Genomic DNA, 23,254 nt, shown 5'->3' on the forward strand with positions numbered 1-23,254 from the left:
TTAAAAAATATAGCTCGCGCGTGAGCGTGCTCCGGTATGTTGCCTACCTGTGTCTATGGGCGAAGTCCCGCGTTTCTGGAGGTCCCGATGGCTGCCTACAACCTGCGCCAACTCAGATATTTCGTCACCACGGCCGAGTGCGGCAGCGTCGCCGAGGCCTCGCGCAAGCTCTACATCGCGCAGCCGTCTGTCTCCACTGCGATCAAGCAGCTGGAAGACAGCTTTGGCGTGCAGCTGTTTATCCGCCATCACGCCCAGGGTGTGTCACTGACGCCCAGCGGCGCGCGGTTTTATCGCAAGGCGTTGGAGCTGTTGCGGGTGGCCCACGAATTCGAGCAGAACGCCCTGGCCGACAATGATGTGGTGGCCGGGCAGATCGATATCGGTTGCTTTGAAACCGTTGCGCCGTTGTACCTGCCGCGTCTGATCGCCGGGTTCAAGGCGCTCTGGCCGGGGGTGGAAATTCGCATCCGCGACGGCGAGCAGCAGGAGCTGGTGCAGGCGCTGACGGCGGGCAGTATCGACGTGGCGATGCTGTTCGAGCACGACCTGGGCGGCACCATCGAAACCACGCCGCTGATGCCGCCGCAGCAACCTTACGCGCTGCTGCCGGCCGATCACCGCTTTGCGCAGCAGGCCAAGGTCTCGCTGGCGGACCTGGTGCTGGAACCGATGATCTTGCTCGACGTGCTGCCCAGCCGCACCTACTTCGTGAGCATCTTTGAAGAGCGCGGGCTGACGCCGAACATCGTGTTCAGCTCGCCGTCCATCGAAATGGTGCGGGGGATGGTGGGACGGGGGTTCGGGTTTTCGATCCTGGTGACCAAGCCGTTCACCGAGTACACCTACGATGGGCAGAAAGTGGTGTGTGTACCGCTGGCCGAAACCGTGACCGGCTCCGGCTTGTCGGCCGTGTGGCTACGTCGCGCGCCGCTGACCAAGCCAGTGCAGCTGTTTGTGGATTACTGCCGCGAAGAGCTCGCAAGACTCCTGGGTTAAACACAGCGCAAAAATGTGGGAGCGGGCTTGCCCGCGATAGCGGTGGATCTGTTAGCACATTTGCCAACTGACCTACCGCCATCGCGGGCAAGCCCAGCTCCCACAGAGTTTTGCATTGGGTGAGGGGCCGGTGTTCGGCTTAGGAGGGTGCAGCTGTTTGTGGGTTTTTGCCGGGAGAACTGACAAGACTTCTGGGCTAACACAAATCCCCTGTAGGAGCTGGCTTGCCAGCGATGGCGGTACACCAGCCGATCACTGTGCTGGCTGATGCACCGCCATCGCCGGCAAGCCGGCTCCTACTAGGGATCGTCTAATAAGTTACGTGCGGATCGAGTCCAGCATCCTTTGCAGCATGGCATCACAACCTGCCAGCTGCTCAACCCTCACAAACTCATCCGGCTTGTGCCCCTGGTCCATGCTTCCGGGCCCGCACACCACCGTGGGAATGCCCTTGGCGTCAAACAACCCGCCTTCGGTGCCAAAGGCTACGGTGCCAAACTCCCGCGAGTCCGAGAACGCCGCGATCAATTCCGCTGCCTGGCTGCGCTCGTCGGTGACCAACCCGGGATACGCCGACAGTTCGGTAAAACGAATCGCACTCTGCGCGCTCACCGCCTGCATACGCGGCAACACATGCTGCTCGGCGTAAGCCTTCAGCTCAATTGCTACCTCGCCTGGGTCCTGGGATGGCAACGCCCGCACCTCGAAATCAAACCGGCAATCCGCCGGCACGATGTTCAAGGCCTTGCCGCCGCTGATCACCCCGGTCTGTACGGTGCTGAACGGCGGGTCAAACCGCGCATCCTGTGTGTCCCGCAGTCGCTGCCCAATCCGCCCCAGTTCACCGATCAACTCGGCGGCATGTTCGATCGCATTCACGCCATAAGGCGCATACGCCGAATGGCACGCTTCGCCATGCACGTCGCAACGCATAGCCAGCTTGCCCTTGTGACCCAGCACGGGTTTGAGTTCGGTCGGTTCGCCGATGATGCACAGCATCGGTTTCACCGGCCGTTGCTCCAGTACGGTGAGCAACGAACGCACACCCAGGCAACCGACTTCCTCGTCATACGACAGCGCGATATGCACCGGCAGGCGCAGGCTTGCCTCGACCAACGCCGGCACCAGCGCCAGCACGCAGGCGATGTAGCCCTTCATGTCCGCCGTGCCACGGCCAAACAGCTTGCCGTCGCGTTCGGTCAGCTCGAAGGGCGGCAGCGTCCACGGCTGCCCATCCACCGGCACCACGTCGGTATGGCCCGACAGCACAATCCCCGGCAGTTCAACCGGGCCGATGCTGGCGAACAGGTTGGCCTTGCTGCGCTCCTCGTTGTAGATCAGCTCGCTGGCCACGCCGAAACCGGCGAGGTAATCGCGCACGAATTCGATCAACTGCAGGTTCGACTCGCGGCTGGTGGTGTCGAATCCCACCAGCGTCTGCAGCAGTTGGCGGCTGCTGCTCATCGGTCGTCTCCGGCCACGCCGTAGCCCGGGGAGCGATCAGGGGCGAGGGCGCGGTCGATGTAGTCCTGCACTTGCGGGCAGTAGGCGTCCCAGAGTTTTTGCAGCGCGGCGATGGGCTGTTCATCGGCCCAATCCACCCGCAGGTTGATGATTGGCCAGGTCAGTTCACCCACCACCACCAGCGCCGCAGAGTGCACCGGGCCGGCTTCGCCACCGGCGGCGATGGCGGCATGCATCGCCGCCAACAAGCGATCCGCCAATTGGCCTTCGCCGCCTTCAAACGCCGCGACCATGGCCTCGATCACCGCGCGGTCGGCGAGCATATTGCCCGCCGCCACACACTGCTCACCGGAGACCGCATGGTGGGTGCCCAGGGTTTCGCTGCCGCTGAAATGCACGGTGCGGCCCAGGTGATCAATCGCCGTCAGTTGCCGGTATTGGCTGTAGCCGTTGCTCGTCAATGCTTTATCGATGGCCTCAGCCGGGGCCAGGCCCTGTTCCAGTAAATCAAGCACGTCCGGGCCCAGGGCTGGCAGGGTGATGTTCTGGGTCGACACCGCGCCCACACCGGGCCGCAGCCATGGGCAGCGGGCGCCCACGGCAATGCTCGATGAGCTGATGGCAATGCCCAACTGGCCGGTCTCGGCGCAACGGGCGACGATTGAAAAGGTCATGGTGGCGCTCCTTATTCGGGAATAACCGCGATCACATCAATTTCCATCAGCCACTGCGGCTGGCCCAGGGCCGACACCACCAACCCCGTGGAGATCGGAAACACGCCCTTGAGCCACTTGCCGACTTCCTGGTACACCGGCTCGCGGTAGCGCGGGTCGATCAGGTAGGTGGTGGTCTTGACGATGTGCGACAGGTCGGAGCCCGCTTCTTCCAGCAGTTGCTTGACGTTTTTCATCGCCTGTTCGGCCTGTGCACGCGGGTCGCCGAGGCCGATCAGGTTGCCCTCGAAATCAGTGCCCACCTGGCCGCGCACATACACGGTGTTGCCGGCGCGCACGGCCTGGCACAGGTCGTTGTCCAGGCTCTGGTTGGGGTAGGTTTCTTTGGTGTTGAACATGCGGATGCGAGTGTGAGTAGGCATCAAAAAAACTCCGGCAATAAATGATCAGGCGCTGACAGGGGACTGGCGAACCACCGGGGCGGCTTCGCGGTATTCAAGGTATTGGCGCTGGATGGCGATGTGGTCGGCCACGTATTTGGCGTCGTGCCACACCCCCCAGATAAACGACGAGCCACGGCGCGACTGCCACGGCAAACCGAGGAAGTAGATCCCGGCTTCGGTGGAGACCCCGCGCTGGTGCGCTGGCTTGCCGGCGGCGTCGAAGGCATCGACTTTCAGCCAGCTGTAGTCCACGGCAAAGCCGGTGGCCCAGATGATCGAAGTAATGCCGGCCGCGGCCAGGTCCAGCTCAAGGATCGGCTGCTTGATGCACTCGGCGTCGGGGAACACGCGGCGCGCTTCGGGTTCCAGCGGCAGGTCCAGGCCGTTGCGTTCGATGTAGGCATCGGCCGCATCCAGCAGGGCCAGGTAGTTCTCATCGCCACGGGCCAGGTTGTCCACCAGGTTCGGCTGGAAGGTGGCGACGCTGCCGTTGAAGGCCTGGGTGAGGCCGACCAGGGTCATGCCTTGCTGCGCCAGCTCACGGAAGTCGATGGTCTTGCCGCCGTGGGCACCGCTGACCGCGATGGTCACGTGTTCACGCCCCGGCTTCATGGCCGCTTGGTCCCATTCGCCCAGCACACCAAGCCACCAGCAGAAGTCGCGGTTGCGGTAGGCGCGAGGCGGGCGGTCGTGGGCGCCGACCGACAGGTACACCTTGCGCCCGGAACGCTGCAGTTCATCGGCAATCTGCACGCCGGACGAACCAGCCCCCACCACCAGCACGGCACCGGCTGGCAGTTGCGCCGGGTTGCGGTAGTCGGCGGAGTGGATCTGGTGCAGCGCCGTGTCTTTGGGGGCGATGGCCGGGATCACGGGCTTCTGGAACGGCCCGGTGGCCGCGACGACGCGGTTGGCTTCAATCACGCCTTCGCTGGTGTGCACGGTAAAGCCGGGGCGGCCCACATTGCGCACCACGGAGGTGACGTCCACACCGGTACGAATCGGCGCGTTGAATTTGCGTGCATAGGCTTCGAAATAATCCGCGACGCGTTCTTTGGGCGCGAATGCATCGTCGGCGACGTCATCGAAGTGCAGCCCCGGAAAACGGTCATGCCAGGCCGGGCCGTTCGCCACCAGCGAATCCCAGCGCCCGGTGCGCCAGCGCTCGGCAATGCGGCTGCGCTCCAGCACCAGGTGCGGCACACCTTGCTTGCTCAAGTGCTCGCTCATGGCCACGCCAGCCTGACCGGCTCCCACGACGAGGGTGTCTATTTTTGTTATTGCTTGGGTCATGTGTCTGTCCTTGCGTAATGCAGTTGGATTCAGCTTGGGCATGACTTCAAGGCTAGGGGGAGGGCGGTTTTTAATAAAATATTATTAAGCTGGGAAGTGAGCATAAATATCGAATGCAGGCTCACCCTATCGGGTGATTTCGATGAGGGGGCGGGTGTGTGACCATTCTCGCAGTCCCTTGAGCGAGTCTTCGAAGTGGAAAACGACCGGCTTTCTTCCGCGCAGTGGTTTGAACAGATGGCCCGGGTCACCGAGAGCATCGGGCAAGCGGGTTTCGCGGCCACTCTGTTCGAGGCCCTCGGTTACCTGCAACCGATCCAGGCCACGACACTGTATTGGTACCCGCGTGACGGCATGCCCAGCGCCTTGTTCGAGCTGGACGGGCCGTGGCTGCCCCAGGGCAACGTGCGCCAATACTTGTCCGGGTTCTATCTGCTCGACCCGTTCTACGGCGCCTGCGTCGAGGGCGTCAGCTCGGGCTGCTATGCCCTGGCCGACGTCGCCCCCGACCATTTCGAACTCAGCGAGTACTTCCAGTCGTTCTACCGGCATTCCCACCTGGAGGATGAACTCAACTACCTCCTGCAGTCGGGCAATGGCTCGAGCCTGGCGGTGTCGCTGGCGTTTACCCAGAAGCTCGACGCCGCCACCACTGAGCAGTTCAAGCGCATCACGCCGTGGCTGCTGGCCGTGCTGGGCAAGCACTTTGTGGGCTTGGACGCCCAGGGCGCGCGTTTTGCCAATGAGTTGGAGCAGCGCATTCACTCGGCGCTGAACAACTTTGGCTCGTCGATCCTGACCGAACGTGAATGCCGGATCGCCCAGTTGATCCTGCGCGGCCACTCCACCCGTTCGCTGGCCGAGCGCCTTGACGTCTCGGAAGACACGATCAAGTCCCACCGCAAACACATCTACACCAAGCTCGATATCGGCGCGCAGTCGGAGCTGTTTGCCCTGTTTATCGACTCGCTCGCCGAAGCCCAGGGCGTGCTGAGCAAAGACCCCCTTGAAAGCTACATGAGCAAGCACCGCTGAGCGGCGTTGCTCCCCCTTGCGTCATCACTAATAAGAGAGAACCGCCATGAATCTACCCGCCCACCTGAAACGTCGCACCGAGGATTACCAGGCGTCCGATGCGGCCCACCACATCCACGCTTTCGTTGATCAAAAAGCGCTGAACGCCGAAGGCCCGCGTGTGATGGTGCGGGGCGAGGGCCTGTACCTGTGGGACAGTGAAGGCAAGCGTTACCTGGACGGCATGTCGGGCCTGTGGTGCACGCAACTGGGCTATGGCCGCAAGGACCTGACCGCTGCCGCCGCCGCGCAGATGGACCAACTGGCCTACTACAACATGTTCTTCCACACCACCCACCCGGCGGTGGTCGAGTTGTCGGAACTGCTGTTCAGCCTGCTGCCGGCTCACTACAGCCACGTGATCTACACCAACTCCGGCTCCGAGGCCAACGAGGTGCTGATCCGCACCGTGCGCCGCTACTGGCAGGTGGAGGGCCAGCCACAGAAGAAAATCATGATTGGCCGCTGGAACGGCTATCACGGTTCTACCCTGGCGGCTTCTGCGTTGGGCGGCATGAAGTTCATGCACGATATGGGTGGCCTGATTCCGGATGTCGCGCACATCGACGAGCCTTATTGGTACGCCCAGGGCGGTGACCTGACGCCGGCCGAGTTCGGTCGCCGCTGTGCGCTGCAGCTGGAAGAAAAGATCCTTGAACTGGGCGCTGAAAACGTCGCGGGCTTTATCGCCGAGCCGTTCCAGGGTGCAGGCGGCATGATCTTCCCGCCGGAAAGCTACTGGCCCGAGATCCAGCGCATCTGCCGTCAATACGACGTGTTGCTGTGTGCCGACGAGGTGATCGGGGGCTTTGGGCGCACCGGCGAGTGGTTCGCCCACCAGCACTTCGGTTTCGAGCCCGACACCTTGTCGATCGCCAAGGGCCTGACCTCCGGCTACCTGCCCATGGGCGGCCTGGTGCTGAGCACACGCATCGCCGATGCGCTGGTGGAGCGGGGCGGGGTGTTCGCCCACGGGCTGACCTATTCCGGGCACCCGGTGGCGGCAGCGGTGGCGCTGGCCAACCTCAAGGCCCTGCGCGATGAAGGCATCGTGCGCCAGGTGAAGGACGACACCGGGCCGTACCTGCAAAAGATCCTGCGCGAGGTGTTCGGCAACCACCCGATGATCGGCGAGATCCAGGGCACCGGCCTGCTCGCCGCCTTGCAGTTTGCCGAAGACAAAAGCACCCGCAAACGCTTCGCCAACGAAAACGACCTGGCCTGGCAGTGCCGCACCTTCGGCTTCGAAGAGGGCGTGATCATTCGCTCGACCCTTGGCCGCATGATCATGGCCCCGGCCCTGGTGGCCACCCGTGCGGAGCTGGATGAACTGGTCGACAAGACCCGCATCGCGGTGGACCGCACCGCACGGATCGCGGGAAAACGCTGATGTGACCCGCTCACCCCTCCACGCAGAGGGGTGAGTGATCGCCTTCCGACAGCGCTTGAACGGCATCGATCTCATCGCATGCCGCGACCCCCTGCATGCCGATTTCCAGGAGTCACCCATGACGACAATAAAAAACGTGGCCGATACCCCCTCTCATCCTGCGTCCGCTGCACCTTCTGGCGGTCGACGCTTCCGCCAACCGCTGGGCCTGGTTGGGCTGATCCTGTTCGGCCTGGCCTACATGGTCCCGCTGGCGGTGTTCACCACCTATGGCCTGGTCACCCAGATGACCCGTGGCCACTTGCCGACCGCCTACATGCTGACCCTGGCGGCGATGCTGCTGACCGCCTACAGCTACGGGCGCATGGTCCAGGCCCATCCCTATTCGGGGTCGGTCTACTCCTACACCCGCAAGGCGTTCGGCGCGTGCTTCGGCTTTATCGCCGGGTGGACGCTGCTGCTCGACTACATCTTCCTGCCGCTGCTCAGTTACCTGCTGATCGGCATCTACCTGTCCGAATACTTCCCCGGCGTGCCGACGGCCGTGTGGGTGCTGAGCTCGATTGCCCTGGTGACGGGGCTCAATCTGGTGGGCATCGAATCGATCACCCGGGTCAACTGGGTGCTGATCGTGGCCCAGCTGGTGTTTATCGTGGTGTTCGTGGCCTTGTCGGTGCACAACCTGAACGCGCAAGCGGCACCGGTTTCGCTGTTTGCGCCGTTCCACCATGAAGGCTTCAGCGCGCCGCTGATCATGGCGGGGGCGGCGGTGTTGTGCCTGTCGTTCCTGGGTTTTGATGCGGTGTCGACCATGGCCGAGGAAACCCCCAACCCGCGCCGCACCATCCCGCAGGCCATCCTGCTGGTGTCGTTGATTGGCGGCTTGTTGTTCCTGCTGGTCTCGTATTTTGCCCAGATGGTATTTCCCGAGTGGAACAGCTTCGCCGACCCCGATTCCGCCTCGGTCGACGTGATGCGCCGCGTCGGCGGGGAAATGCTGGTGACCGCCTTTACCGCCACCTACGTCGCCGGCTGTTTTGCCTCGGCGATGGTGTCCCAGGCCAGCGTGTCGCGGGTGCTGTTTGCCATGGGCCGTGACGGCGCATTACCTCGGGTACTCGGCAAGCTGGTGACGAAAAAGCGCGTGCCGGCCACGGCGATTGTGCTGGTCAGCCTGTTTTCGTTGATTGCCTTGTTCATCACCCTGGACACCGTGGCCAACATGATCAGCTTCGGCGCGCTGTTCGCGTTCTCGGCGGTGAACCTGGCGGTGATCAAGCATTACCTGGTCGACCAGAAATTGCGTGGCCTGCGTAACTACCTGTTGTACGCCGCGCTGCCGGCCCTGGGGTTTCTCAGCACGATCTGGTTGTGGACCAGCCTGTCGAGCATGTCCTTCACCATCGGCCTGTGCTGGATGGGCCTGGGGCTGCTTTGCCTGCTCGGTATCACCCGGGGCTTGAGCGTGAAGATGCCCGAATTGCAGATCGCTGAATAACCCTTCTTATCCCTCCGAAATCCATTGGGAGCACACCGTGTTCGATCTTGATTACTGGCAACAGCGCGTTGCCCGCCAGCGCTTTATCACTACCGCCTTGATCGGAGGCCGCGCCGTGAGCGCGGCCTGCGGGGCGACCTTCGACGCCATCAACCCCGCCACCCACCAGTTGCTCTCACGGGTGGCCGCCTGTGGCGAAATGGAAGTCGACCTGGCTGTACGCAGCGCACGCCAGGCCTTTGAAACCGGTCCTTGGCGGCGCATGGCGCCGGCGGAACGCAAGAAAATCCTCATCAAGCTGTCTGAGTTGCTGATGACCCATCGCGAAGAACTGGCGCTGCTCGATTCGCTGAACATGGGCAAGCCGGTGATGGACGCCTATAACATCGACGTGCCCGGTGCGGCCCATGTGTTTGCCTGGTATGGCGAGGCACTCGACAAGCTCTACGATCAAGTCGCGCCCACGGCCCACAACGCGCTGGCAACCATTACCCGTGAAGCCCTCGGTGTGGTGGCGGCCGTGGTGCCGTGGAATTTCCCGCTGGACATGGCCGCGTGGAAGCTGGCCCCGGCCTTGGCGGCCGGCAACAGCGTGGTGCTCAAGCCCGCCGAGCAGTCGCCGTTTTCTGCGTTGCGCTTGGCCCAGCTCGCCCTCGAAGCGGGTATCCCCGAAGGCGTGCTCAATGTGGTACCCGGCCTCGGCGAAAGCGCCGGCAAAGCCCTGGGGCTGCACCCCGATGTGGATTGCCTGGTGTTCACCGGCTCCACGCAGGTGGGCAAGTACTTCATGCAGTATTCCGCGCAGTCGAATCTGAAGCAGGTGTGGCTGGAGTGCGGCGGCAAGAGCCCGAACCTGGTGTTCGAGGACTGCCAGGACCTGGACCTGGCAGCGGAGAAGGCCGCCTTCGGGATTTTCTTCAACCAGGGCGAAGTGTGTTCGGCCAACTCGCGACTGTATGTGCAACGTTCCATCCATGACGAATTCGTCGAACGCGTGATTGCCAAGTCCCGCGCGTGGATGCCCGGCGACCCCCTCGACCCGCGCAGTGCTGCCGGCGCCATCGTCGACCGTGGGCAAACCGCGCATATCCTGCAGGCCATCGAACAGGCCCAGGGCGAGGGCGCCCGGCTCTTGTGTGGCGGGCAGCAGTTGACGATCAACGGCTCGTCAAACTTTATCCAGCCTACCGTGTTCGGCGACGTGACCTCGGACATGGCGCTTGCCCGTGACGAGGTGTTCGGCCCGGTGCTCGCTGTCAGTGCCTTCGACACCGAAGAGCAGGCGATCCAGCAAGCCAATGCGAGCATCTATGGCCTGGCGGCGTCGGTGTGGAGCGACGACCTCAACCGCGCACACCGCGTTGCCCGTGCCCTCAAGGTCGGTACGGTGTCGGTCAATACCGTCGACGCGCTGGATGTGACGGTGCCCTTTGGTGGCGGCAAACAGTCCGGGTTTGGGCGGGACCTGTCGTTGCACTCGTTTGATAAATATACGCAGCTGAAAACCACCTGGTTCCAGTTGCGTTGATTCAAGCGCTCATCCGGTCGTGCATTCCTGGGTGCACGACTGCTGCCGGTGCAGGCACACTGGGCCCTCACTCAGAGGGCTTTCAGGACCATGGTCAACATTCGCGTGATGAGCACTGCCGACTACGACGCGGTGCTCGAACTGATGCAAGACACCCCCGGTATCTCACTGCGCGACGCCGATTCCCGCGAGGCCACCGAGCGTTACCTGGCGCGCAACCCGGGCATGAGTTTTGTGGCGCAAGACAGCGGCCGGTTGGTGGCCTGCGTGATGTGCGGCCACGATGGCCGTCGCGGTTATTTGCAGCACCTGCTGGTGCTGCCGGCGTACCGCCGCCAGGGCATCGCCCAGGCCTTGGTGCAACGTTGTCTTACGGAGCTTGAGCAACTGGGCATCCACAAATGCCACCTCGACGTGTTCAAGACCAACACAGACGCGGCCCGCTATTGGCAAGGGCAGGGCTGGACACTGCGCACGGATATCGACCGTTATTCATTCACCCGGGCGGGAAATGAAAACGCCTGAATCAGGGTTCCCTGTGGGCGCTGGCTTGCCTGCGAAGGCGGTGGCACGGCTGAAACAGATGTTGCCTGAACCACCGCTATCGCTGGCAAGCCAGCTCCTACAGGGGCTTTGTGGTGCCAGCTACGGCTCGCATCGATGAAGGCAAGGGCGGCAGGATAACGAAGGCGTAGGCCTGTATCCCACAAAAGCAGCCAATCTGTGTCTACCGCCCAACCGGGCAGGCCGTTAGTTTCACGTCACGTTAACTGACGACCGAGTACATCATGGATCTCACTGCTGTTGCGTTTGGCACCACCGATTGGTCAACCCTCGAAGCACAGCTTCACCCCGGCACCACGGGCAGTGCCTTATGGCGGACCTGCCACTTCGGCACCACCCGCGTGCGCATGGTGGAATACACCCCGGGCTACCTGGCGGATCACTGGTGCTGGAGAGGGCATGTCCTGTTGTGCCTCGAAGGCGAGTTGCACACGGAGCTGGAGGACGGTCGACAGTTCGTCCTCACACCTGGGATGAGTTATCAGGTGGGCAATGACATGGAAGGGCATCGCTCGTCGACGCCTGTTGGCGCGAAGCTGTTTATCGTGGATTGAAACGCAGATAAAAGCGCTTCATGCCTTTCGATAGATCCCACTCAATTCCCGCGCCAGCTCGATGAAGTTTTGCAGCGGTGCTGACGGGTTGAAGGTACGGCGTACCAGCGTAATCGGCGCCAGCAACTTCGGGCGGGCGTCCTTGATCCGGCAGTACACCACGCTTTCGCGGTGCACATCGCGCATGGAGGCGGGCACCACCGAGATGCCTTCGCCGGCCGCCACCAGGCTGACGTTGGTCAGCATGCGTTCCACTTCAAAGGCGATCCTGGGCTCGAAGCCGGCGTTCTGGCAGGCCTTGATCAGGTTAGCGTACATGCCCGGCGCGCCGGGGCGGCGGACCAGGATGAAGCGCTCGTCCTTGAGGGCGACCAGGGGGATGGCCGTGTCGTTCAGCAGCGGGTGGCCGGTGGGCAGTGCGAGCAGCATTTCTTCGTTGAGCAGGCGGTGAAAGGTCAGGCTTTGGTGGGTGCTGACCGGCGCGCGGAGGATACCGATGTCGAGGCGTTTTTCGATGCTGTCCTCGGTCACTTCCTGGGCGCTGCCTTCGTTGATCGACAGCTCCACGCCGGGGTAACGCTCGCGATAGGCACGGATGATGCGCGGGATCAGCGGGTGGGCGGCGGCGGAGCTGGTGAAGCCGATCATCAGCGTGCCTTCGATGCCTTGTGCGGCGCGAGAAGCCTTGAGCGAGCCGTGCTCGACCCGGGCCAGGATCACTCGGGCCTCCTCCAGAAACACCAGGCCGCCGGCCGTGAGATCGACGCCCTTGGGGTGGCGCTTGAACAGGTCGAAGCCCAGCTCTTTTTCAAGGGCGCGGATCTGTTGGCTGAGGGGCGGTTGCTGCATGTTCAGACGCGCAGCGGCACGGGTGAAATGTCGCTCTTCGGCCACCATGATGAAATAACGTAAATGGCGAAGTTCCATGGTGGTATATCCCGTGACAAGACTTTATTATTTGCGGCCTGCAGCGGCCAGGCGGTCAATATGCCGAAAGCGGCGGATGCCGACAATAACAATAAGTAAAAACATGCCGGAGTGCTGATGTTCACCCGATATACCCAGAATGGAACCTTGCCGATTCTGATTGCCATCGCACTGGGCATGATGTTGGGCCTGGTGTATCCGGACCTGGCAATCGAGATGAAAGTGCTCAGTGACGCGTTCATCAAGTTGGTCGGTTTATTGATGCCGTTTTTGCTGTTTGTGCTGGTGTCCACCGGTGTGGCCGGGATCAAGCGCGAACCCCATCACCGCCATGTCGTGCGGCGGATCATCGTGTATTTCCAATTAATGTCCTGCGCCGCGCTGATGGTGGGCATGGCAACCGGCTGGGTGTTCAACCTGGAGCACAGTGCCTTGCCGACGCCACCGTTACCGGTTGAAGGCTTCCTGCACGAACTGTCGCTGTTGTCGGCGTCTTCCACGCTGTATCACGTGTTTGCCCAAAGCCTGGTGCTGCAGGTGATGTGTGTCGCTATTGTCTGCGGGCTGCTGCTGGGGCGGGGCAGCCGGGTGGGCAACCGCTGTCTGGGTTGGCTGGAAAGCGGCGTACAAGGCCTGTTTCTGGTGCTGCGGATTATCTTGAAATTTGCCCCCTTGGCGGCGTTTGGGGCGATGGCATTTGTGGTGGGTAAATACGGCGTTAGTTCGGTATTGCCCTTATTGAAGTTTGTGGTGGTTATTTATCTGGTCAGTGCGTTATTTGTGATTGTGGTATTTGCCGCAATAACACGTTGGGTCGGCGTTAAGTTATCCAGCCTTATTATTTATTTAAAAGAAGAGTTGTTGTTGGTGACATTCACCGGCTCTTCCGTGGCTGCGCTTCCGGGGTGCGTGAATAAACTCGAAGCTCTGGGTTGCGACCGCCAATTGGTACGCCTGGTGTTGACCACCGGCTACACCTTCAACCTGGCGGGCACCAACCTCTACCTGACCACCGCGATCATGTTCCTCGCCCACCTGGCCGGTGTGGAAATGGCCATGCCGCAATTGCTCGCGGTGCTGGTGATCTGCCTGATCACCTCGTTGAGCTCTACCAGCGTGGCGGGCTCGGCGCTGTTCACCTTGATCGCGACCTTGAACATCCTGCAACTGGTGCCGCTGGAAGGCGTCGGGTTGTTGCTGGGCGTGGAGCGATTGATGAAGTGCCGCTCGTTGACCAATGTGCTCGGCAACTGCGTGGCGTGCCTGGCGATCTGCGCGTGGCAACGATCAATTGACCGCCAGGCCCTGCACACCCAACTGACACACCCCTCACTGTAGGAGCCGGCTTGCCGGCGATTTGGCCCTCGGATTCAAGGGTGATCCTGAGGACGCCATCGCCGGCAAGCCGGGCTCCTACAAGGTGAGGTGTCAGCCTTTGGGGTTAGCCAACGTTTCGAACGTTTCTGACACACCACCCCCTGTAGGAGCCGGCTTGCCGGCGATGAGGCCTTTGGATTCAATGGTGATCCTGAGGACGCCATCGCCGGCAAGCCGGGCTCCTACAAGGTGAGGTGTCAGCCTTTGGTGTCGGCCAGCCTGCCAAAGCCTTTTGACACACCACCCACTGTAGGAGCCGGCTTGCCGGCGATTTGGCCCTCGGATTCAAGGGGGATCCTGAGGACGCCATCGCCGGCAAGCCGGGCTCCTACAAGGTAGGTGTCAGCCTTTGGGGTTGGCCAGTTTGTCGAAGGCTTTGTCGAGGTTGCCTTCGGCGTTCTGCAGCTTTTCACGTCGTTCTTTCAGCCACTGCTGATCGCCTTCCAGGGTCTTGCGGGCCTCCACCAGCATGCGCTTGACCTCTTGCGGTTGCGGGCCGCCGGTGCCTTTGCGGGTCTGCACCATGGTGGTCGGCGACAGCGCTGCGCGGAAGCCGGCCTCATCAAGTGGCAAGGTGTTCGGCGTCCACTTGTACTTGTCCGCCGCCTGGCTATACAGCTTCTGCGCATCGGCATACGGGAAGGTTTTCGGCGTGGTGCCGTTGCTGCGGGCTTCGGTCACGATCAGCGAGGCAAAGCTGTGGCCGATGCGGAACGGCACCTTGAATTGGCGTTCCAGAGTGTCAGCCAATTCCATCGAGGTGGTCCATTCCGACTCCAGCTCTTCCAGCGCGCGCTGCGGGTTGATTTGCAACGCGTCGAGCACCGCGTCGGTGGCTTCGAACATCTCCTTGGTGGAACGGAACACACCCAGGGAGTCGAAGGCGAACTTGTAATCGGTCATGCCGGTGGTGACGTTATGGGCACGCAGGGTCACCGCCTGGGCCAGGCCGACCACGTCCGAGGCGCTCTCACGGGCGCGCATCAACAAGCCCGGGTTGCGCTTTTGCGGCATGGCGCTGCTGGTGTAGGTGGCTTCTTCATCCAGCAGCAGCCACGGGCGGATCTGGTGGTACTGGGTGTGGATGTCGCCGATCATCGCGCCCACGCGGATCGCCGAAGACGAGGCCAGGTTGGCCGCTTCTATCGGGATGTCATAGGTCGACACTTGGCTCGAATCCAGCGAGTTCTCACGCACCCCATCAAAACCCAGCAACTCGGCCAGGCGCTCGCGGTTCAGCGGGTACGCCGAGTTCGCCAGCACCGCCGTGCCCATCGGGCTCTTGTTCAGGCGCGTGTACAGCTCACGGATGCGTTGGCCGTCGCGGTCGAACGCGGCCTCGAAGGCCAGCAGGTAATGCGCATAACTGATCGGCATGGCCTGCACGCCATTGGTGTAGGCGGGCACCAGCGTGTCGACGTTTTTATCGGCAATGTTCAGCAGGCGCAGGCGCGTGGCGTTGAGGGCTTCGCTGTAGGCCAGCACCTGGCTGCGCAAGGCGGCCAGGCGGTAGGTGGCGAGCATGTCCTGGCGGCTGCGGCCGGAGTGGATCAAGGAGGCTTCGGGACCGATCTTGTCAGTCATGATTTTTTCCAGTTGCAGCACGTCACTCGGGCGCGTGCCACCGGGCTGGTCGGCCTGGGCGATGGCGTAGCGCACGCCACCGGCGATCTTCTGGCCCATCTCGGGCTTGACGATGCCTTCTTCGGTGAGCATCACAATCGAGGCTTTGTTGATGCGGTTCAGCCAGGCGAACTGGGTCTGGGTCGGGTCGCCCTTGGCTTTGTGTTCGGTTTGCGAACTGTCGGGCGTGGCGCCGACTTTCGCCGCCTGGGCAGCGCATTGTTCGGTGGTGGCGCACGGCAGCTCGCCGGTGTTGGCCGCCTGGGCGCCGAAGCTGTTGAAGAGGGCGAAAGCCACCGCCAGGTGGAGCAGGCTTTTCAGGGCGCGAGGGGATGTGTTCACAGGGATACCCGATTTATTTTTGGAATTGTGGGCCGCTGCCACGCGAGGCGAGGGCGGCAGAATCAGGCTATCGGGTCTGTTTGCAGATTGAAAATATATAGTAAGTGTTGATCGCAGAGCTTTTGTGTATGTCGTTAAGGCTTTGAAGCCATTCTTCACAATGGCTGTGCTATACCGTGCCTTTTCTGCGGAGCAACCTATGCGCCAGGATCAACTCGACGGGCTGGTGACCTTTGTGTGTGTCGCCGAACACGCGAGCTTTTCGGCCGCCGCCGTGCGCCTGGGCGTGTCGCCCTCGGCGGTGAGCCAGGTGATCCGCAACCTGGAGCAGCGCCTGGGTGTCGCGCTGTTCAACCGTACCACCCGCAGCGTGAGCCTGACGGAAGCGGGCGCGGGTTTCCTGGCCAAGGTGCAGCCGGCCGTGAACGCACTGACGGCGGCGGCCCAGGAGGTGGGTGACAGCAGCGGCCTGCCGTCCGGCCTGCTGCGCCTCAACGTGCCCCGCGCCGGCTACCTGACGGTGCTGCAACCGCTGTTGTCGGCGTTTCTTGAAGCCCACCCGCAGATCGACCTGGAACTGACCCTGGAAAATGCCCTGGTCGACATCGTGCGCCTGGGCTTCGATGCAGGCATTCGCTTTGGGGATTTCGTCGAGCAAGACATGGTGGCGGTCAAGGTCGGGCCGGCGTTGCGTATGCATGTGATCGCGTCCCCTGGCTATCTCGCCCGATACGGCACGCCCATACACCCGGGCGAATTGCTGCAGCACAACTGCATCGGCTTTCGTGCGTCGAGTGGCGTGGTGGAGCGTTGGGACTTGGCCCGGGGCCAGGAAACGCTGTTGTTGCCGGTGAGCGGGCGGATGATCGTCAACGACTCATCGGCGCTGGTGCAAAGCGTGCTGGACGGCTTGGGAATCGGCTACATGATCAGCGGGCACATCGACCCGCTGATTGCGCGAGGTGAACTGGTGAGCCTGTTCGAAGACTGGTGCCCGACGCTGCCCGGGTACACCCTGTATTACCCCGACCGCCGCCGCGTCAGCCGCAAACTGCGGGCCCTGATCGACTTCCTGCGCCAACCAAACCTGTAGTGAGCGGGCTTGCCCCGCGCGGCGGCGTGCCAGACAAACCCCAGGCGCCAGGTCGATCACGCAGCGGTGTGTCAGGTCGGGGTTGGGTGACTGACACGCCGCGGCGCGGGGCAAGCCCGCTCACTACAATCAGTGCATTTTGCTGTGGTCCATGCCGTCGAGGGCACGGGCGGGGGCTTTGACTTCAATCGACTGCTTCTCGCCTTTGGCATCTTGAACCGTGAGGGTCAGCGGCACCTGTTCGCCTTCCTTGATCTGGCCGGTCAGGCCCATCAGCATCACGTGGTAGCCATTCGGGTCGAGGGTGACCGCCTTGCCGGCGGGCAGGGCAACCGAGTCCACCGGGCCCATGCGCATCACGTCGTCCTTCATGCTCATCTCATGGATCTGCACGTCCTTGGCCACCGGCGAGGCTACGCTCAGCAGCTTGCTGTCGCTGTCGGCGGTGACGGTCATGAACGCACCGCTGGACGGCTGGCCCGGCACGCTGGCGCGCACCCAGGCGTCGGTGACCAGCACCTGGGCGCTGGCGTGGGCGGCGAGGCCCAGCAGCGTGAGGCCGAGGGTCAGGCGCTTGAGGTGTTGAACGGCAGTCATTAGCAGACCTCCATGACGGTGAGCAGGTCTTCTGCGCACTCTTTAGCGGTAAGGGACGCCTGCAGGCCCAGGCGCAGGTTGCCACGGGTGTCGAAGACAAAACTGGTGGCGGTGTGGGACAGGGTATAGGTGTCGCCGGCGGGGATCTTTTCATAAAAGATCCCGAATTCCTTGGCGGCCACGGCGATCTCTTCCGGGGTGCCGTACAGCGCTTCGAAGCTGGGGTCGAAGGCCTTGACGTACTTGTCGAGGATTTCCGGGGTGTCGCGTTCGGGATCGAGGGTGATGAACACCACCTGCATGATCTCGCCATCGCGGCCCATCAGCTTCTTGGCCTGGGCGGCGCGCGCCAGGGTGGTGGGGCACACCGCCGGGCATTGGGTAAAACCGAAGAACACCACCGGCATCAGGCCACGGTACGAACTCAGGGTGACGGTCTCGCCGTCGGTGTTCTTGAGCTTGAAGGTGCGGCCCATGATCTTGTCACTGAGGTCCTTGCCGTACTTGAAGTTCAGCTTGGGGCTGTAGTCACAGCCGCCCAGCAGGCTGCCCAGGCCCAACAGGCCCATACCGGTCAGCACTTTGCGGCGGGTGAATAACGTACTCATCAACTGTGCATCCTGTGAAACGCCTGCATTGCCCTGGAGCTGCACATCAGGCTTGGGAAAGGAGTAACGATGCGGGTGCACAGTCTACCAACCCGGGCCAGCCCACGTAATCTGCGACGTTCTGCCACAGGGGCGCGTCGTGCTTCATCCCTGCGCGGCTTCGGTGGTAGAGTCGCCGCCATGAAATTGAGCCACCCCGACCGCGCCCTGATCGCCTGGACCCTGTACTTCTGCGTGCTGATGAACGTGTTCGTCTGCGGTTTGGGGCATGGCCAGATGATGGGCCAACAGCTCAACGGGATCGGTGGCGCGTTCTGTTCCGTGGAGGGCAAGCAGGCGCCACTTTCCGACAAAGGGTTGAGTAACCCGGCGTCCAGCAACATCTCGAACTACTTTGCCTGCCCGGTGTGCAACGCGGTGACCGTCGCCATCGTGTTCCTGATCGGCCTGGCCTGGTTGCTCGGCCTTGGGCAAATCCCACGCCCGGCCCATGAACGGCGCAGCAAGGCGCCTCCCCGATATTCCTGGCCGTCGGCCAACCCCCGCGCTTCTCCCGCTTTCTGACGTGTGCCTTGGGCCTCCTGTGACTAGGGGGCGTTCTATCGTCACGACTGTGAGTGCGTTCCATGAACCCTGTATTGCCTGCCGGCGCTCGGCGCCTGGTCAGCAAGGCGTCCCGTCGCCTGCGCGCAGAACCGACTCTGCCTGACTACCCGAGCAATTCCCGTTGTTTCGTGCACCTGGATGCACGCCTGCTGCCCCATTGGCACACCTTGTTCGACATCTGCCCGGCGTTGCTCAAGCTCGACCCACCGGAAGGCCTGAACCTGTTCCGCAGCTTCATGACCTGGGCCTACCGTAACCAGCCGCCGCTGGACTGGACTTATCACCTGAATATCTGCCGCTGGCTGCTCGGCTCGGCCTATCGCACGCAGATCGACGACGAACCGATCGAAGCGTTCATGGCCGCTGCGGCTGCGTGCTGGGTCAACACGGACGACAGCCAGGCCCGGGGTGTGGTCCTGGCCTGGCGAGGTACGCGGGTATTCGATTGGAAGGGCGACGCGTTGCCCGCTGCCGAGCGTCAGCCGTTGCCGACGCCGGTGGGGGATTTCGCCTGGTGCCCGTTGACGGTGCGGGGTGAGTTCAGCGGGTGGTTGCTGGTGCCGTGAGGTGCTGGCGGATCCAACTTTTGACGTCTGTCACCGCAATCTGATGCTGTGCATTGAAGGTCACGGCGGGGTCCCAGGCCACGCCGTGGCCTTGGGCGAACACGGCGCGGTATTTCTTCAAGTTGTCGTCCGGCGTCTCTGCCAGTTCCGCCTGCAAGAACGGCACTGACCAGGGCGTGCGTTCGAGGCTAATGCCCAGCACCGCGTCGACGGTATCGGCCAGTTGCCCGTAAGTCAGGGTGTCGCCGGCAGTGAACACCACTTGGTTGCTGAGTGGCGGTTCAGCCAGCACGATCTGCGCGGTCAGCCGGCCGATATCCTCTGGGGTGGTGACGGTGACAGCGGTGTCCCAATCACCCAGGGCATGCACGGTATTGTTGGGTAAATCGACCACACCAAAGGACGGTTCGAACAGGAAACTGGTGAACATCCCGGTGGAGATGATCAGCCACTGCGTGCCTTGTTGGCCGCGCAGCAGGTCGCGTACATCCAGCTGTTCATCGAAGGTGTCCTGCGGGCTGTCGCGACCGATCACGTCGTAGTCCACGCCAAATTGCCACGGCACGTAGCGTTGCACGCCGCCTTCGATGGCCGCCCGTGCGAGCTTGCGCTGGGTGCCCGGGCCTGCGGCAAACCCGGTGCAACAGATGACCGTGGCGAAGGGCGCGAAAAGCGCGGCGAGGGTGCTTTGGCTGTCGTTCTGCAAGTCGCCGGCGAGCAACTCGATACCCAATGTTTGCAGCTGCCGGGCGGTGGCCGATTGCAGGCTGGCAGGGCGCAGCACGACGGCTATTCGCGTGGTGTGTGACGCGGCTGAAGCGGCCAGCGCTTGCAGCACAGCCATGCCCAGTTCCCCGGCGCCGAGTACCAGAATGGAAGAAGGGGTCATAGGGTTCTCCGTCGAGGTTGAAAGTCGTGGCATGCTTGCAGAATTAGTCGCCACGCATAAGAAGGCACACCAGTGATACCGGGAGAACAGCATGGATAACCACGAGATCATCCGACGCTCGCAAGCGGCCTGCGATGCCCTGAGCGCAGACGATGACGGCCTCAAGCGCGAGCTGCTGACCCATGCCGGCAACCGGTGGTCCCTGGGGATCGTGCATGTGCTGGGCGTGAACGGCCGGTTGCGCCATGCCGAGATCGGCCGGCGCATGAAAGGCGTGACCCAGCGCATGCTCACCCGCACGCTGCGCCAGTTGGAACGCGATGGCCTGGTGCTGCGCCATGACTTCGAAGAAGTGCCGCCCAAGGTCGAATACGAACTGTCATCCCTCGGCACGCAGCTACTGGTGAACATGTTCCCGCTGTGGAATTGGGTGGTGGACAACGCCGATGCGTTTCGCCAGGCGCGGGAACGCTTTGATGCCACCCGAGATGAGGCTTTGTAATCGGCAACAGGCGCGGCACACTACGCGCCTTCAACGCCTCACCTTCAAGGATTGCCATGGATTGCAGGGTCAAACAATACGCTTCGTTGTTGTGGCTTGCCGGAGTATTGCTGGGTGCCGGCACACCGGCCTGGGCCGCCTCCTTTGATTGCAGGAAAGCCACGACGCCCGTCGAACAGACGCTCTGCGCCAATGCCGAATTGAGCCGCCTCGACACCATGCTGGGCGAGCACTACCGGCGTGCCATGGCCAAGCTTGAAGGTGCGCCACGCGAGGCGTTGCGCAACGGCCAACGCGCCTGGCTGCAAACCCGCAATGCCTGCGGCGTTGACGTCACCTGCCTGCAACCCTTGTTGAGCCGGCGAGTGGTTGAAGTGGGCAAGCTCACTCAGCCGGACACTGCCGAGCTGGACGCGATCATCGCGAGTATTCCCGACCGCCCGGTCGACGCCGCCAAAGGCTTGCGCGGTTACCCGTCGAGTGAGCTGGCGGCGGCGTGGCTGGTGTACCTGCAACGTTTCGAACCCACCAGCGGGGTGACCGCTGAAGAAGCCGACGCCAACCGCCAGCAGGTGTTGGCGGTGCTCAAGACCGACAGTTTCCCCTGGGGGATTTACCAGGACCTGGACAACGACCCCAAGGTCAGCCGCGACCAGGTCATGCTGACCCTGCTGCGCATGATGATCGAGCGTGCGCAGTACGCGTTTTTCGGCGACCAGCGCGCCTATGTGCACTGCTTTGTGTTCAGTCGCCACGGCGCTGATGCCTACGCGGCGTTCGGGCCGTTGTATGGTTCCACCCGCGACACCTTCGCCCCGGTGTGCGCGCCTCAGGGTGACCTGTTCAAACAGGCGCCCTGGACCCAGTTGGAAGCTGGTTTCGACCCCGCCATCGACAAGGCCAGCGGCAATACCGGCACCATCCGCTTTGCCAGCTATGCCGCGTGGAATGTGCTGGGGCTTCGTGCCACGGTCTCGCCACGGGACTTCCTCACACCGGCCGCGCCCGCGCAAGATCCCGCCGCCGTTATAAGCAGCTGGACCGATGACGCGCTATGGCCAAAAAAAACCCGTCAGCAGGCACTGGCCGCCATCGAGCCTGCACGGCAAGTGACGGCGACCTGGTTGCAGCGCGAGCGCGGGCTATCGGCCGATGACGCACGCAGGGCAGCGCGAGAAATTGTCCGGCAGTGGCTGGACCAGCGCCTGGACTTTATCGGCGACTACGACGGCAGCGAATAAGCCGCTAACTCCCGGTGCGAGGTGTGCGGCTCGGCGGGGTTTTATCGCTGCGGTGCTTGGGTTTGGGGGCCGGTTTGGCGCTGTCTTTTTTCGGCGTCGAATCGGCTTTTTTGTCGCTGTCGGCGGGGCTGCTGGGGTAGGTGCCTGGCGGCAGGGCAGAGCCTGCGGCATTGTCCCCGCTCAAGCTGGGCGGTGGGCTGGTGTCATCGCCGAAGGCCGCGTAGGCCGGGCTGCCCAGCCATCCGGCGAGGCAGATGATCAACACGATGTTGCGCGAGATATCGGTCTTCATGACGTGATCCCTTTTCCATGTTTCGTCGCCTACGGGTCAATTCAAGGCGGCTCACTAATTGGGAGTCATGGTGTGGAACCAAAGTTTGGAAAATTTCCCCGTGCGCGACGAAAGGCCATTGCCGGGCAGTTTTAATGAACCCTCACGCCGATCCCTTGACCTAATGCATACGACCTCAGGAGGTGACGCATGCAAATAGAATATGTCTGGATCGGTTTGGCGGTGATTTTGCTGCTGTTGGAGCTGTGGGCGATCAACATCGTATTACGCAGCACCGGTGGTTGGGAGACCAAGGGGCTGTGGCTGATCATTCTGATTTTCGTACCGCTGTTCGGGCTCATCGCCTGGGCCATGTTCGGGCCTAAACGCGAGATGCCTGATCAGCGTCGAAGCTGAAGTAGCAGGTAAAAAAACAGGCGCCTCAGGGCGCCTGTTTTCATTCAACGGTGGGCCATCAACCGGCAACGGCCTTGGCAATCGCGTCGTTGAATGCCGGCAGATCGTCCGGCGTGCGTGAGGTGATCAGCGTCCAGCCATTGGCCTTGCACTCTTTGACCTGTGCGTCCACCCAATCGGCCACGCCGGCGTTGATCAGGTCCGTGCGCACGCTTTTGTACGAGGTGAGGGTCTTGCCCTTGATGACGCCAGCGTCGATCAACGCCCAGGGGCCGTGACAAATGGCCGCCACGGGTTTGCCCGCTTTGACGAACTCATTGATCAGCTTGAGCGCTGCCGCGTCCTGGCGCAGGGTATCGGCATTTACAGTGCCGCCAGGGATGATCAGGGCATCAAAGTCGGCGCTGGAGACCTCGGACAATTTGGCATCGGATTCCACCGCCTTATCTTTCTCGGTGTCGCCCACAAAGGTCTGGGTCGTACCGCCCTTGCTGGAGGCGTGGGTCACGGTCGCGCCATCGCCACGCAGTTGCTGCAGAGGCTTGAGCAGTTCGTCGCGCTCGATACCGGTGTTGGAGGTGATGATCAGGATCTTCTTGGCAGTGAGTCGGGAACTCATGGTGGGGTGTCTCCTGTGGCGCACGTTGGATGGGAAGGTGTGACTACCGTCTGTTGAGCGGGCGTGTGTGCCGAAGGTTTAAATTAATTCGCGTT

General features: G+C 62.4%; 25 protein-coding genes. 14 read left to right on the top strand and 11 right to left on the bottom strand.

Going from position 1 to position 23,254, the window contains the following annotated elements:
• Positions 1–87 precede the first annotated feature (87 nt).
• The gene (locus tag AC07SU_RS27350) at positions 88–999 is read left to right on the top strand and encodes a LysR substrate-binding domain-containing protein (protein ID WP_010171799.1); all 912 of its coding nucleotides are present in this window, start codon (positions 88–90) and stop codon (positions 997–999) included.
• Between the two features lie 318 nt (positions 1,000–1,317).
• Here the strand turns inward: AC07SU_RS27350 and argE are convergent, their stop codons facing one another.
• From argE to AC07SU_RS27370, 4 genes are read right to left on the bottom strand one after another with little or no spacing between them, the layout of a single operon-like run.
• Positions 1,318–2,463: an acetylornithine deacetylase gene (gene argE / locus AC07SU_RS27355; RefSeq protein WP_494998830.1), complete on the bottom strand. Its 1,146-nt coding sequence runs from the start codon at positions 2,461–2,463 to the stop codon at positions 1,318–1,320.
• Positions 2,460–3,137 (bottom strand): DUF1028 domain-containing protein, encoded by a 678-nt coding sequence (locus tag AC07SU_RS27360; protein WP_176995678.1) that lies wholly within the window; start codon positions 3,135–3,137, stop codon positions 2,460–2,462. Before AC07SU_RS27360 ends, argE begins: the two co-directional genes overlap by 4 nt.
• Before the next feature lie 11 nt (positions 3,138–3,148).
• The gene (locus tag AC07SU_RS27365; protein ID WP_016969085.1) at positions 3,149–3,559 is read right to left on the bottom strand and encodes a RidA family protein; all 411 of its coding nucleotides are present in this window, start codon (positions 3,557–3,559) and stop codon (positions 3,149–3,151) included.
• A 24-nt stretch (positions 3,560–3,583) separates the two neighbouring features.
• Positions 3,584–4,915, bottom strand: coding sequence for a flavin-containing monooxygenase (locus AC07SU_RS27370; RefSeq protein WP_494998831.1), 1,332 nt, complete (start codon positions 4,913–4,915; stop codon positions 3,584–3,586).
• Positions 4,916–5,110: 195 nt separating this feature from the next.
• Between AC07SU_RS27370 and AC07SU_RS27375 the strand changes: the two genes are divergently transcribed.
• From AC07SU_RS27375 to AC07SU_RS27400, 6 genes are all read left to right on the top strand, one after another.
• Positions 5,111–5,908: a helix-turn-helix domain-containing protein gene (locus AC07SU_RS27375; RefSeq protein ID WP_176996168.1), complete on the top strand. Its 798-nt coding sequence runs from the start codon at positions 5,111–5,113 to the stop codon at positions 5,906–5,908.
• Between the two features lie 46 nt (positions 5,909–5,954).
• Positions 5,955–7,337, top strand: a complete 1,383-nt coding sequence (locus AC07SU_RS27380; protein WP_494998832.1) for an aspartate aminotransferase family protein — start codon at positions 5,955–5,957, stop codon at positions 7,335–7,337.
• Between the two features lie 118 nt (positions 7,338–7,455).
• Entirely contained in the window at positions 7,456–8,835 is a 1,380-nt protein-coding gene (locus AC07SU_RS27385; protein WP_494998833.1) for an APC family permease, read from the top strand.
• A 37-nt stretch (positions 8,836–8,872) separates the two neighbouring features.
• Positions 8,873–10,363, top strand: a complete 1,491-nt coding sequence (locus AC07SU_RS27390; protein ID WP_494998834.1) for an aldehyde dehydrogenase — start codon at positions 8,873–8,875, stop codon at positions 10,361–10,363.
• A 90-nt stretch (positions 10,364–10,453) separates the two neighbouring features.
• Positions 10,454–10,888, top strand: a complete 435-nt coding sequence (locus AC07SU_RS27395; protein WP_494998835.1) for a GNAT family N-acetyltransferase — start codon at positions 10,454–10,456, stop codon at positions 10,886–10,888.
• 263 nt (positions 10,889–11,151) lie between these two features.
• Complete coding sequence (locus tag AC07SU_RS27400) at positions 11,152–11,481, top strand: DHCW motif cupin fold protein (protein WP_494998836.1); 330 nt, start codon at positions 11,152–11,154, stop codon at positions 11,479–11,481.
• 18 nt (positions 11,482–11,499) lie between these two features.
• Here the strand turns inward: AC07SU_RS27400 and AC07SU_RS27405 are convergent, their stop codons facing one another.
• Entirely contained in the window at positions 11,500–12,408 is a 909-nt protein-coding gene (locus tag AC07SU_RS27405; RefSeq protein ID WP_176995685.1) for a LysR family transcriptional regulator, read from the bottom strand.
• Positions 12,409–12,525: 117 nt separating this feature from the next.
• On the opposite strand from AC07SU_RS27405, the gene AC07SU_RS27410 reads away from it, so the two are divergent.
• A complete protein-coding gene (locus AC07SU_RS27410; protein WP_494998837.1) occupies positions 12,526–13,746 on the top strand; it encodes a cation:dicarboxylate symporter family transporter in 1,221 nt (406 codons plus the stop codon).
• A 381-nt stretch (positions 13,747–14,127) separates the two neighbouring features.
• Here the strand turns inward: AC07SU_RS27410 and AC07SU_RS27415 are convergent, their stop codons facing one another.
• Positions 14,128–15,750 (bottom strand): argininosuccinate lyase, encoded by a 1,623-nt coding sequence (locus tag AC07SU_RS27415; RefSeq protein ID WP_494998838.1) that lies wholly within the window; start codon positions 15,748–15,750, stop codon positions 14,128–14,130.
• Between the two features lie 199 nt (positions 15,751–15,949).
• Here AC07SU_RS27415 and AC07SU_RS27420 point away from each other — a divergent pair, with 199 nt between their 5' ends.
• On the top strand, positions 15,950–16,843 hold the full coding sequence (locus AC07SU_RS27420; protein WP_494998839.1) for a LysR family transcriptional regulator: 894 nt from the start codon (positions 15,950–15,952) through the stop codon (positions 16,841–16,843).
• A 129-nt stretch (positions 16,844–16,972) separates the two neighbouring features.
• Here the strand turns inward: AC07SU_RS27420 and AC07SU_RS27425 are convergent, their stop codons facing one another.
• Positions 16,973–17,440, bottom strand: a complete 468-nt coding sequence (locus AC07SU_RS27425) for a copper chaperone PCu(A)C (protein ID WP_494998840.1) — start codon at positions 17,438–17,440, stop codon at positions 16,973–16,975.
• On the bottom strand, positions 17,440–18,048 hold the full coding sequence (locus tag AC07SU_RS27430; RefSeq protein WP_034106413.1) for an SCO family protein: 609 nt from the start codon (positions 18,046–18,048) through the stop codon (positions 17,440–17,442). The genes AC07SU_RS27425 and AC07SU_RS27430 overlap by 1 nt, the downstream gene beginning before the upstream one ends.
• A 180-nt stretch (positions 18,049–18,228) precedes the next feature.
• Between AC07SU_RS27430 and AC07SU_RS27435 the strand changes: the two genes are divergently transcribed.
• The gene (locus AC07SU_RS27435) at positions 18,229–18,612 is read left to right on the top strand and encodes a DUF2946 domain-containing protein (protein ID WP_176995691.1); all 384 of its coding nucleotides are present in this window, start codon (positions 18,229–18,231) and stop codon (positions 18,610–18,612) included.
• A 62-nt stretch (positions 18,613–18,674) separates the two neighbouring features.
• Entirely contained in the window at positions 18,675–19,220 is a 546-nt protein-coding gene (locus AC07SU_RS27440; protein ID WP_176995692.1) for a putative natural product biosynthesis protein, read from the top strand.
• Here the strand turns inward: AC07SU_RS27440 and AC07SU_RS27445 are convergent.
• On the bottom strand, positions 19,195–20,109 hold the full coding sequence (locus AC07SU_RS27445; RefSeq protein ID WP_494998841.1) for an aromatic alcohol reductase: 915 nt from the start codon (positions 20,107–20,109) through the stop codon (positions 19,195–19,197). The two genes, AC07SU_RS27440 and AC07SU_RS27445, sit on opposite strands and share 26 nt — an antisense overlap.
• Before the next feature lie 91 nt (positions 20,110–20,200).
• On the opposite strand from AC07SU_RS27445, the gene AC07SU_RS27450 reads away from it, so the two are divergent.
• On the top strand, positions 20,201–20,611 hold the full coding sequence (locus AC07SU_RS27450) for a winged helix-turn-helix transcriptional regulator (RefSeq protein WP_176995694.1): 411 nt from the start codon (positions 20,201–20,203) through the stop codon (positions 20,609–20,611).
• A 56-nt stretch (positions 20,612–20,667) separates the two neighbouring features.
• A complete protein-coding gene (locus tag AC07SU_RS27455) occupies positions 20,668–21,852 on the top strand; it encodes a lysozyme inhibitor LprI family protein (protein ID WP_494998842.1) in 1,185 nt (394 codons plus the stop codon).
• Between the two features lie 4 nt (positions 21,853–21,856).
• On the opposite strand, the gene AC07SU_RS27460 is transcribed toward AC07SU_RS27455, so the two are convergent.
• Positions 21,857–22,144, bottom strand: a complete 288-nt coding sequence (locus AC07SU_RS27460) for a hypothetical protein (protein ID WP_494998843.1) — start codon at positions 22,142–22,144, stop codon at positions 21,857–21,859.
• Between the two features lie 189 nt (positions 22,145–22,333).
• Here AC07SU_RS27460 and AC07SU_RS27465 point away from each other — a divergent pair, with 189 nt between their 5' ends.
• Entirely contained in the window at positions 22,334–22,540 is a 207-nt protein-coding gene (locus AC07SU_RS27465) for a PLDc N-terminal domain-containing protein (RefSeq protein ID WP_494998844.1), read from the top strand.
• 58 nt (positions 22,541–22,598) lie between these two features.
• Here the strand turns inward: AC07SU_RS27465 and AC07SU_RS27470 are convergent, their stop codons facing one another.
• On the bottom strand, positions 22,599–23,159 hold the full coding sequence (locus tag AC07SU_RS27470) for a type 1 glutamine amidotransferase domain-containing protein (protein ID WP_494998845.1): 561 nt from the start codon (positions 23,157–23,159) through the stop codon (positions 22,599–22,601).
• Positions 23,160–23,254 lie beyond the last annotated feature (95 nt).

The sequence above is a fragment of the Pseudomonas sp. GW821-FHT05H12 genome (genome assembly GCF_059419385.1).

Bases quoted from the DNA above. Each gene is read 5' to 3' on its own strand.
- AC07SU_RS27350 (WP_010171799.1), top strand. From the start codon at position 88: ATGGCTGCCTACAACCTGCGCCAACTCAGATATTTCGTCACCACGGCC.
- argE (WP_494998830.1), bottom strand. From the start codon at position 2,463: ATGAGCAGCAGCCGCCAACTGCTGCAGACGCTGGTGGGATTCGACACC.
- AC07SU_RS27360 (WP_176995678.1), bottom strand. From the start codon at position 3,137: ATGACCTTTTCAATCGTCGCCCGTTGCGCCGAGACCGGCCAGTTGGGC.
- AC07SU_RS27365 (WP_016969085.1), bottom strand. From the start codon at position 3,559: ATGCCTACTCACACTCGCATCCGCATGTTCAACACCAAAGAAACCTAC.
- AC07SU_RS27370 (WP_494998831.1), bottom strand. From the start codon at position 4,915: ATGCCCAAGCTGAATCCAACTGCATTACGCAAGGACAGACACATGACC.
- AC07SU_RS27375 (WP_176996168.1), top strand. From the start codon at position 5,111: ATGGCCCGGGTCACCGAGAGCATCGGGCAAGCGGGTTTCGCGGCCACT.
- AC07SU_RS27380 (WP_494998832.1), top strand. From the start codon at position 5,955: ATGAATCTACCCGCCCACCTGAAACGTCGCACCGAGGATTACCAGGCG.
- AC07SU_RS27385 (WP_494998833.1), top strand. From the start codon at position 7,456: ATGACGACAATAAAAAACGTGGCCGATACCCCCTCTCATCCTGCGTCC.
- AC07SU_RS27395 (WP_494998835.1), top strand. From the start codon at position 10,454: ATGGTCAACATTCGCGTGATGAGCACTGCCGACTACGACGCGGTGCTC.
- AC07SU_RS27400 (WP_494998836.1), top strand. From the start codon at position 11,152: ATGGATCTCACTGCTGTTGCGTTTGGCACCACCGATTGGTCAACCCTC.
- AC07SU_RS27405 (WP_176995685.1), bottom strand. From the start codon at position 12,408: ATGGAACTTCGCCATTTACGTTATTTCATCATGGTGGCCGAAGAGCGA.
- AC07SU_RS27410 (WP_494998837.1), top strand. From the start codon at position 12,526: ATGTTCACCCGATATACCCAGAATGGAACCTTGCCGATTCTGATTGCC.
- AC07SU_RS27420 (WP_494998839.1), top strand. From the start codon at position 15,950: ATGCGCCAGGATCAACTCGACGGGCTGGTGACCTTTGTGTGTGTCGCC.
- AC07SU_RS27425 (WP_494998840.1), bottom strand. From the start codon at position 17,440: ATGACTGCCGTTCAACACCTCAAGCGCCTGACCCTCGGCCTCACGCTG.
- AC07SU_RS27430 (WP_034106413.1), bottom strand. From the start codon at position 18,048: ATGAGTACGTTATTCACCCGCCGCAAAGTGCTGACCGGTATGGGCCTG.
- AC07SU_RS27435 (WP_176995691.1), top strand. From the start codon at position 18,229: ATGAAATTGAGCCACCCCGACCGCGCCCTGATCGCCTGGACCCTGTAC.
- AC07SU_RS27440 (WP_176995692.1), top strand. From the start codon at position 18,675: ATGAACCCTGTATTGCCTGCCGGCGCTCGGCGCCTGGTCAGCAAGGCG.
- AC07SU_RS27445 (WP_494998841.1), bottom strand. From the start codon at position 20,109: ATGACCCCTTCTTCCATTCTGGTACTCGGCGCCGGGGAACTGGGCATG.
- AC07SU_RS27450 (WP_176995694.1), top strand. From the start codon at position 20,201: ATGGATAACCACGAGATCATCCGACGCTCGCAAGCGGCCTGCGATGCC.
- AC07SU_RS27455 (WP_494998842.1), top strand. From the start codon at position 20,668: ATGGATTGCAGGGTCAAACAATACGCTTCGTTGTTGTGGCTTGCCGGA.
- AC07SU_RS27460 (WP_494998843.1), bottom strand. From the start codon at position 22,144: ATGAAGACCGATATCTCGCGCAACATCGTGTTGATCATCTGCCTCGCC.
- AC07SU_RS27465 (WP_494998844.1), top strand. From the start codon at position 22,334: ATGCAAATAGAATATGTCTGGATCGGTTTGGCGGTGATTTTGCTGCTG.
- AC07SU_RS27470 (WP_494998845.1), bottom strand. From the start codon at position 23,159: ATGAGTTCCCGACTCACTGCCAAGAAGATCCTGATCATCACCTCCAAC.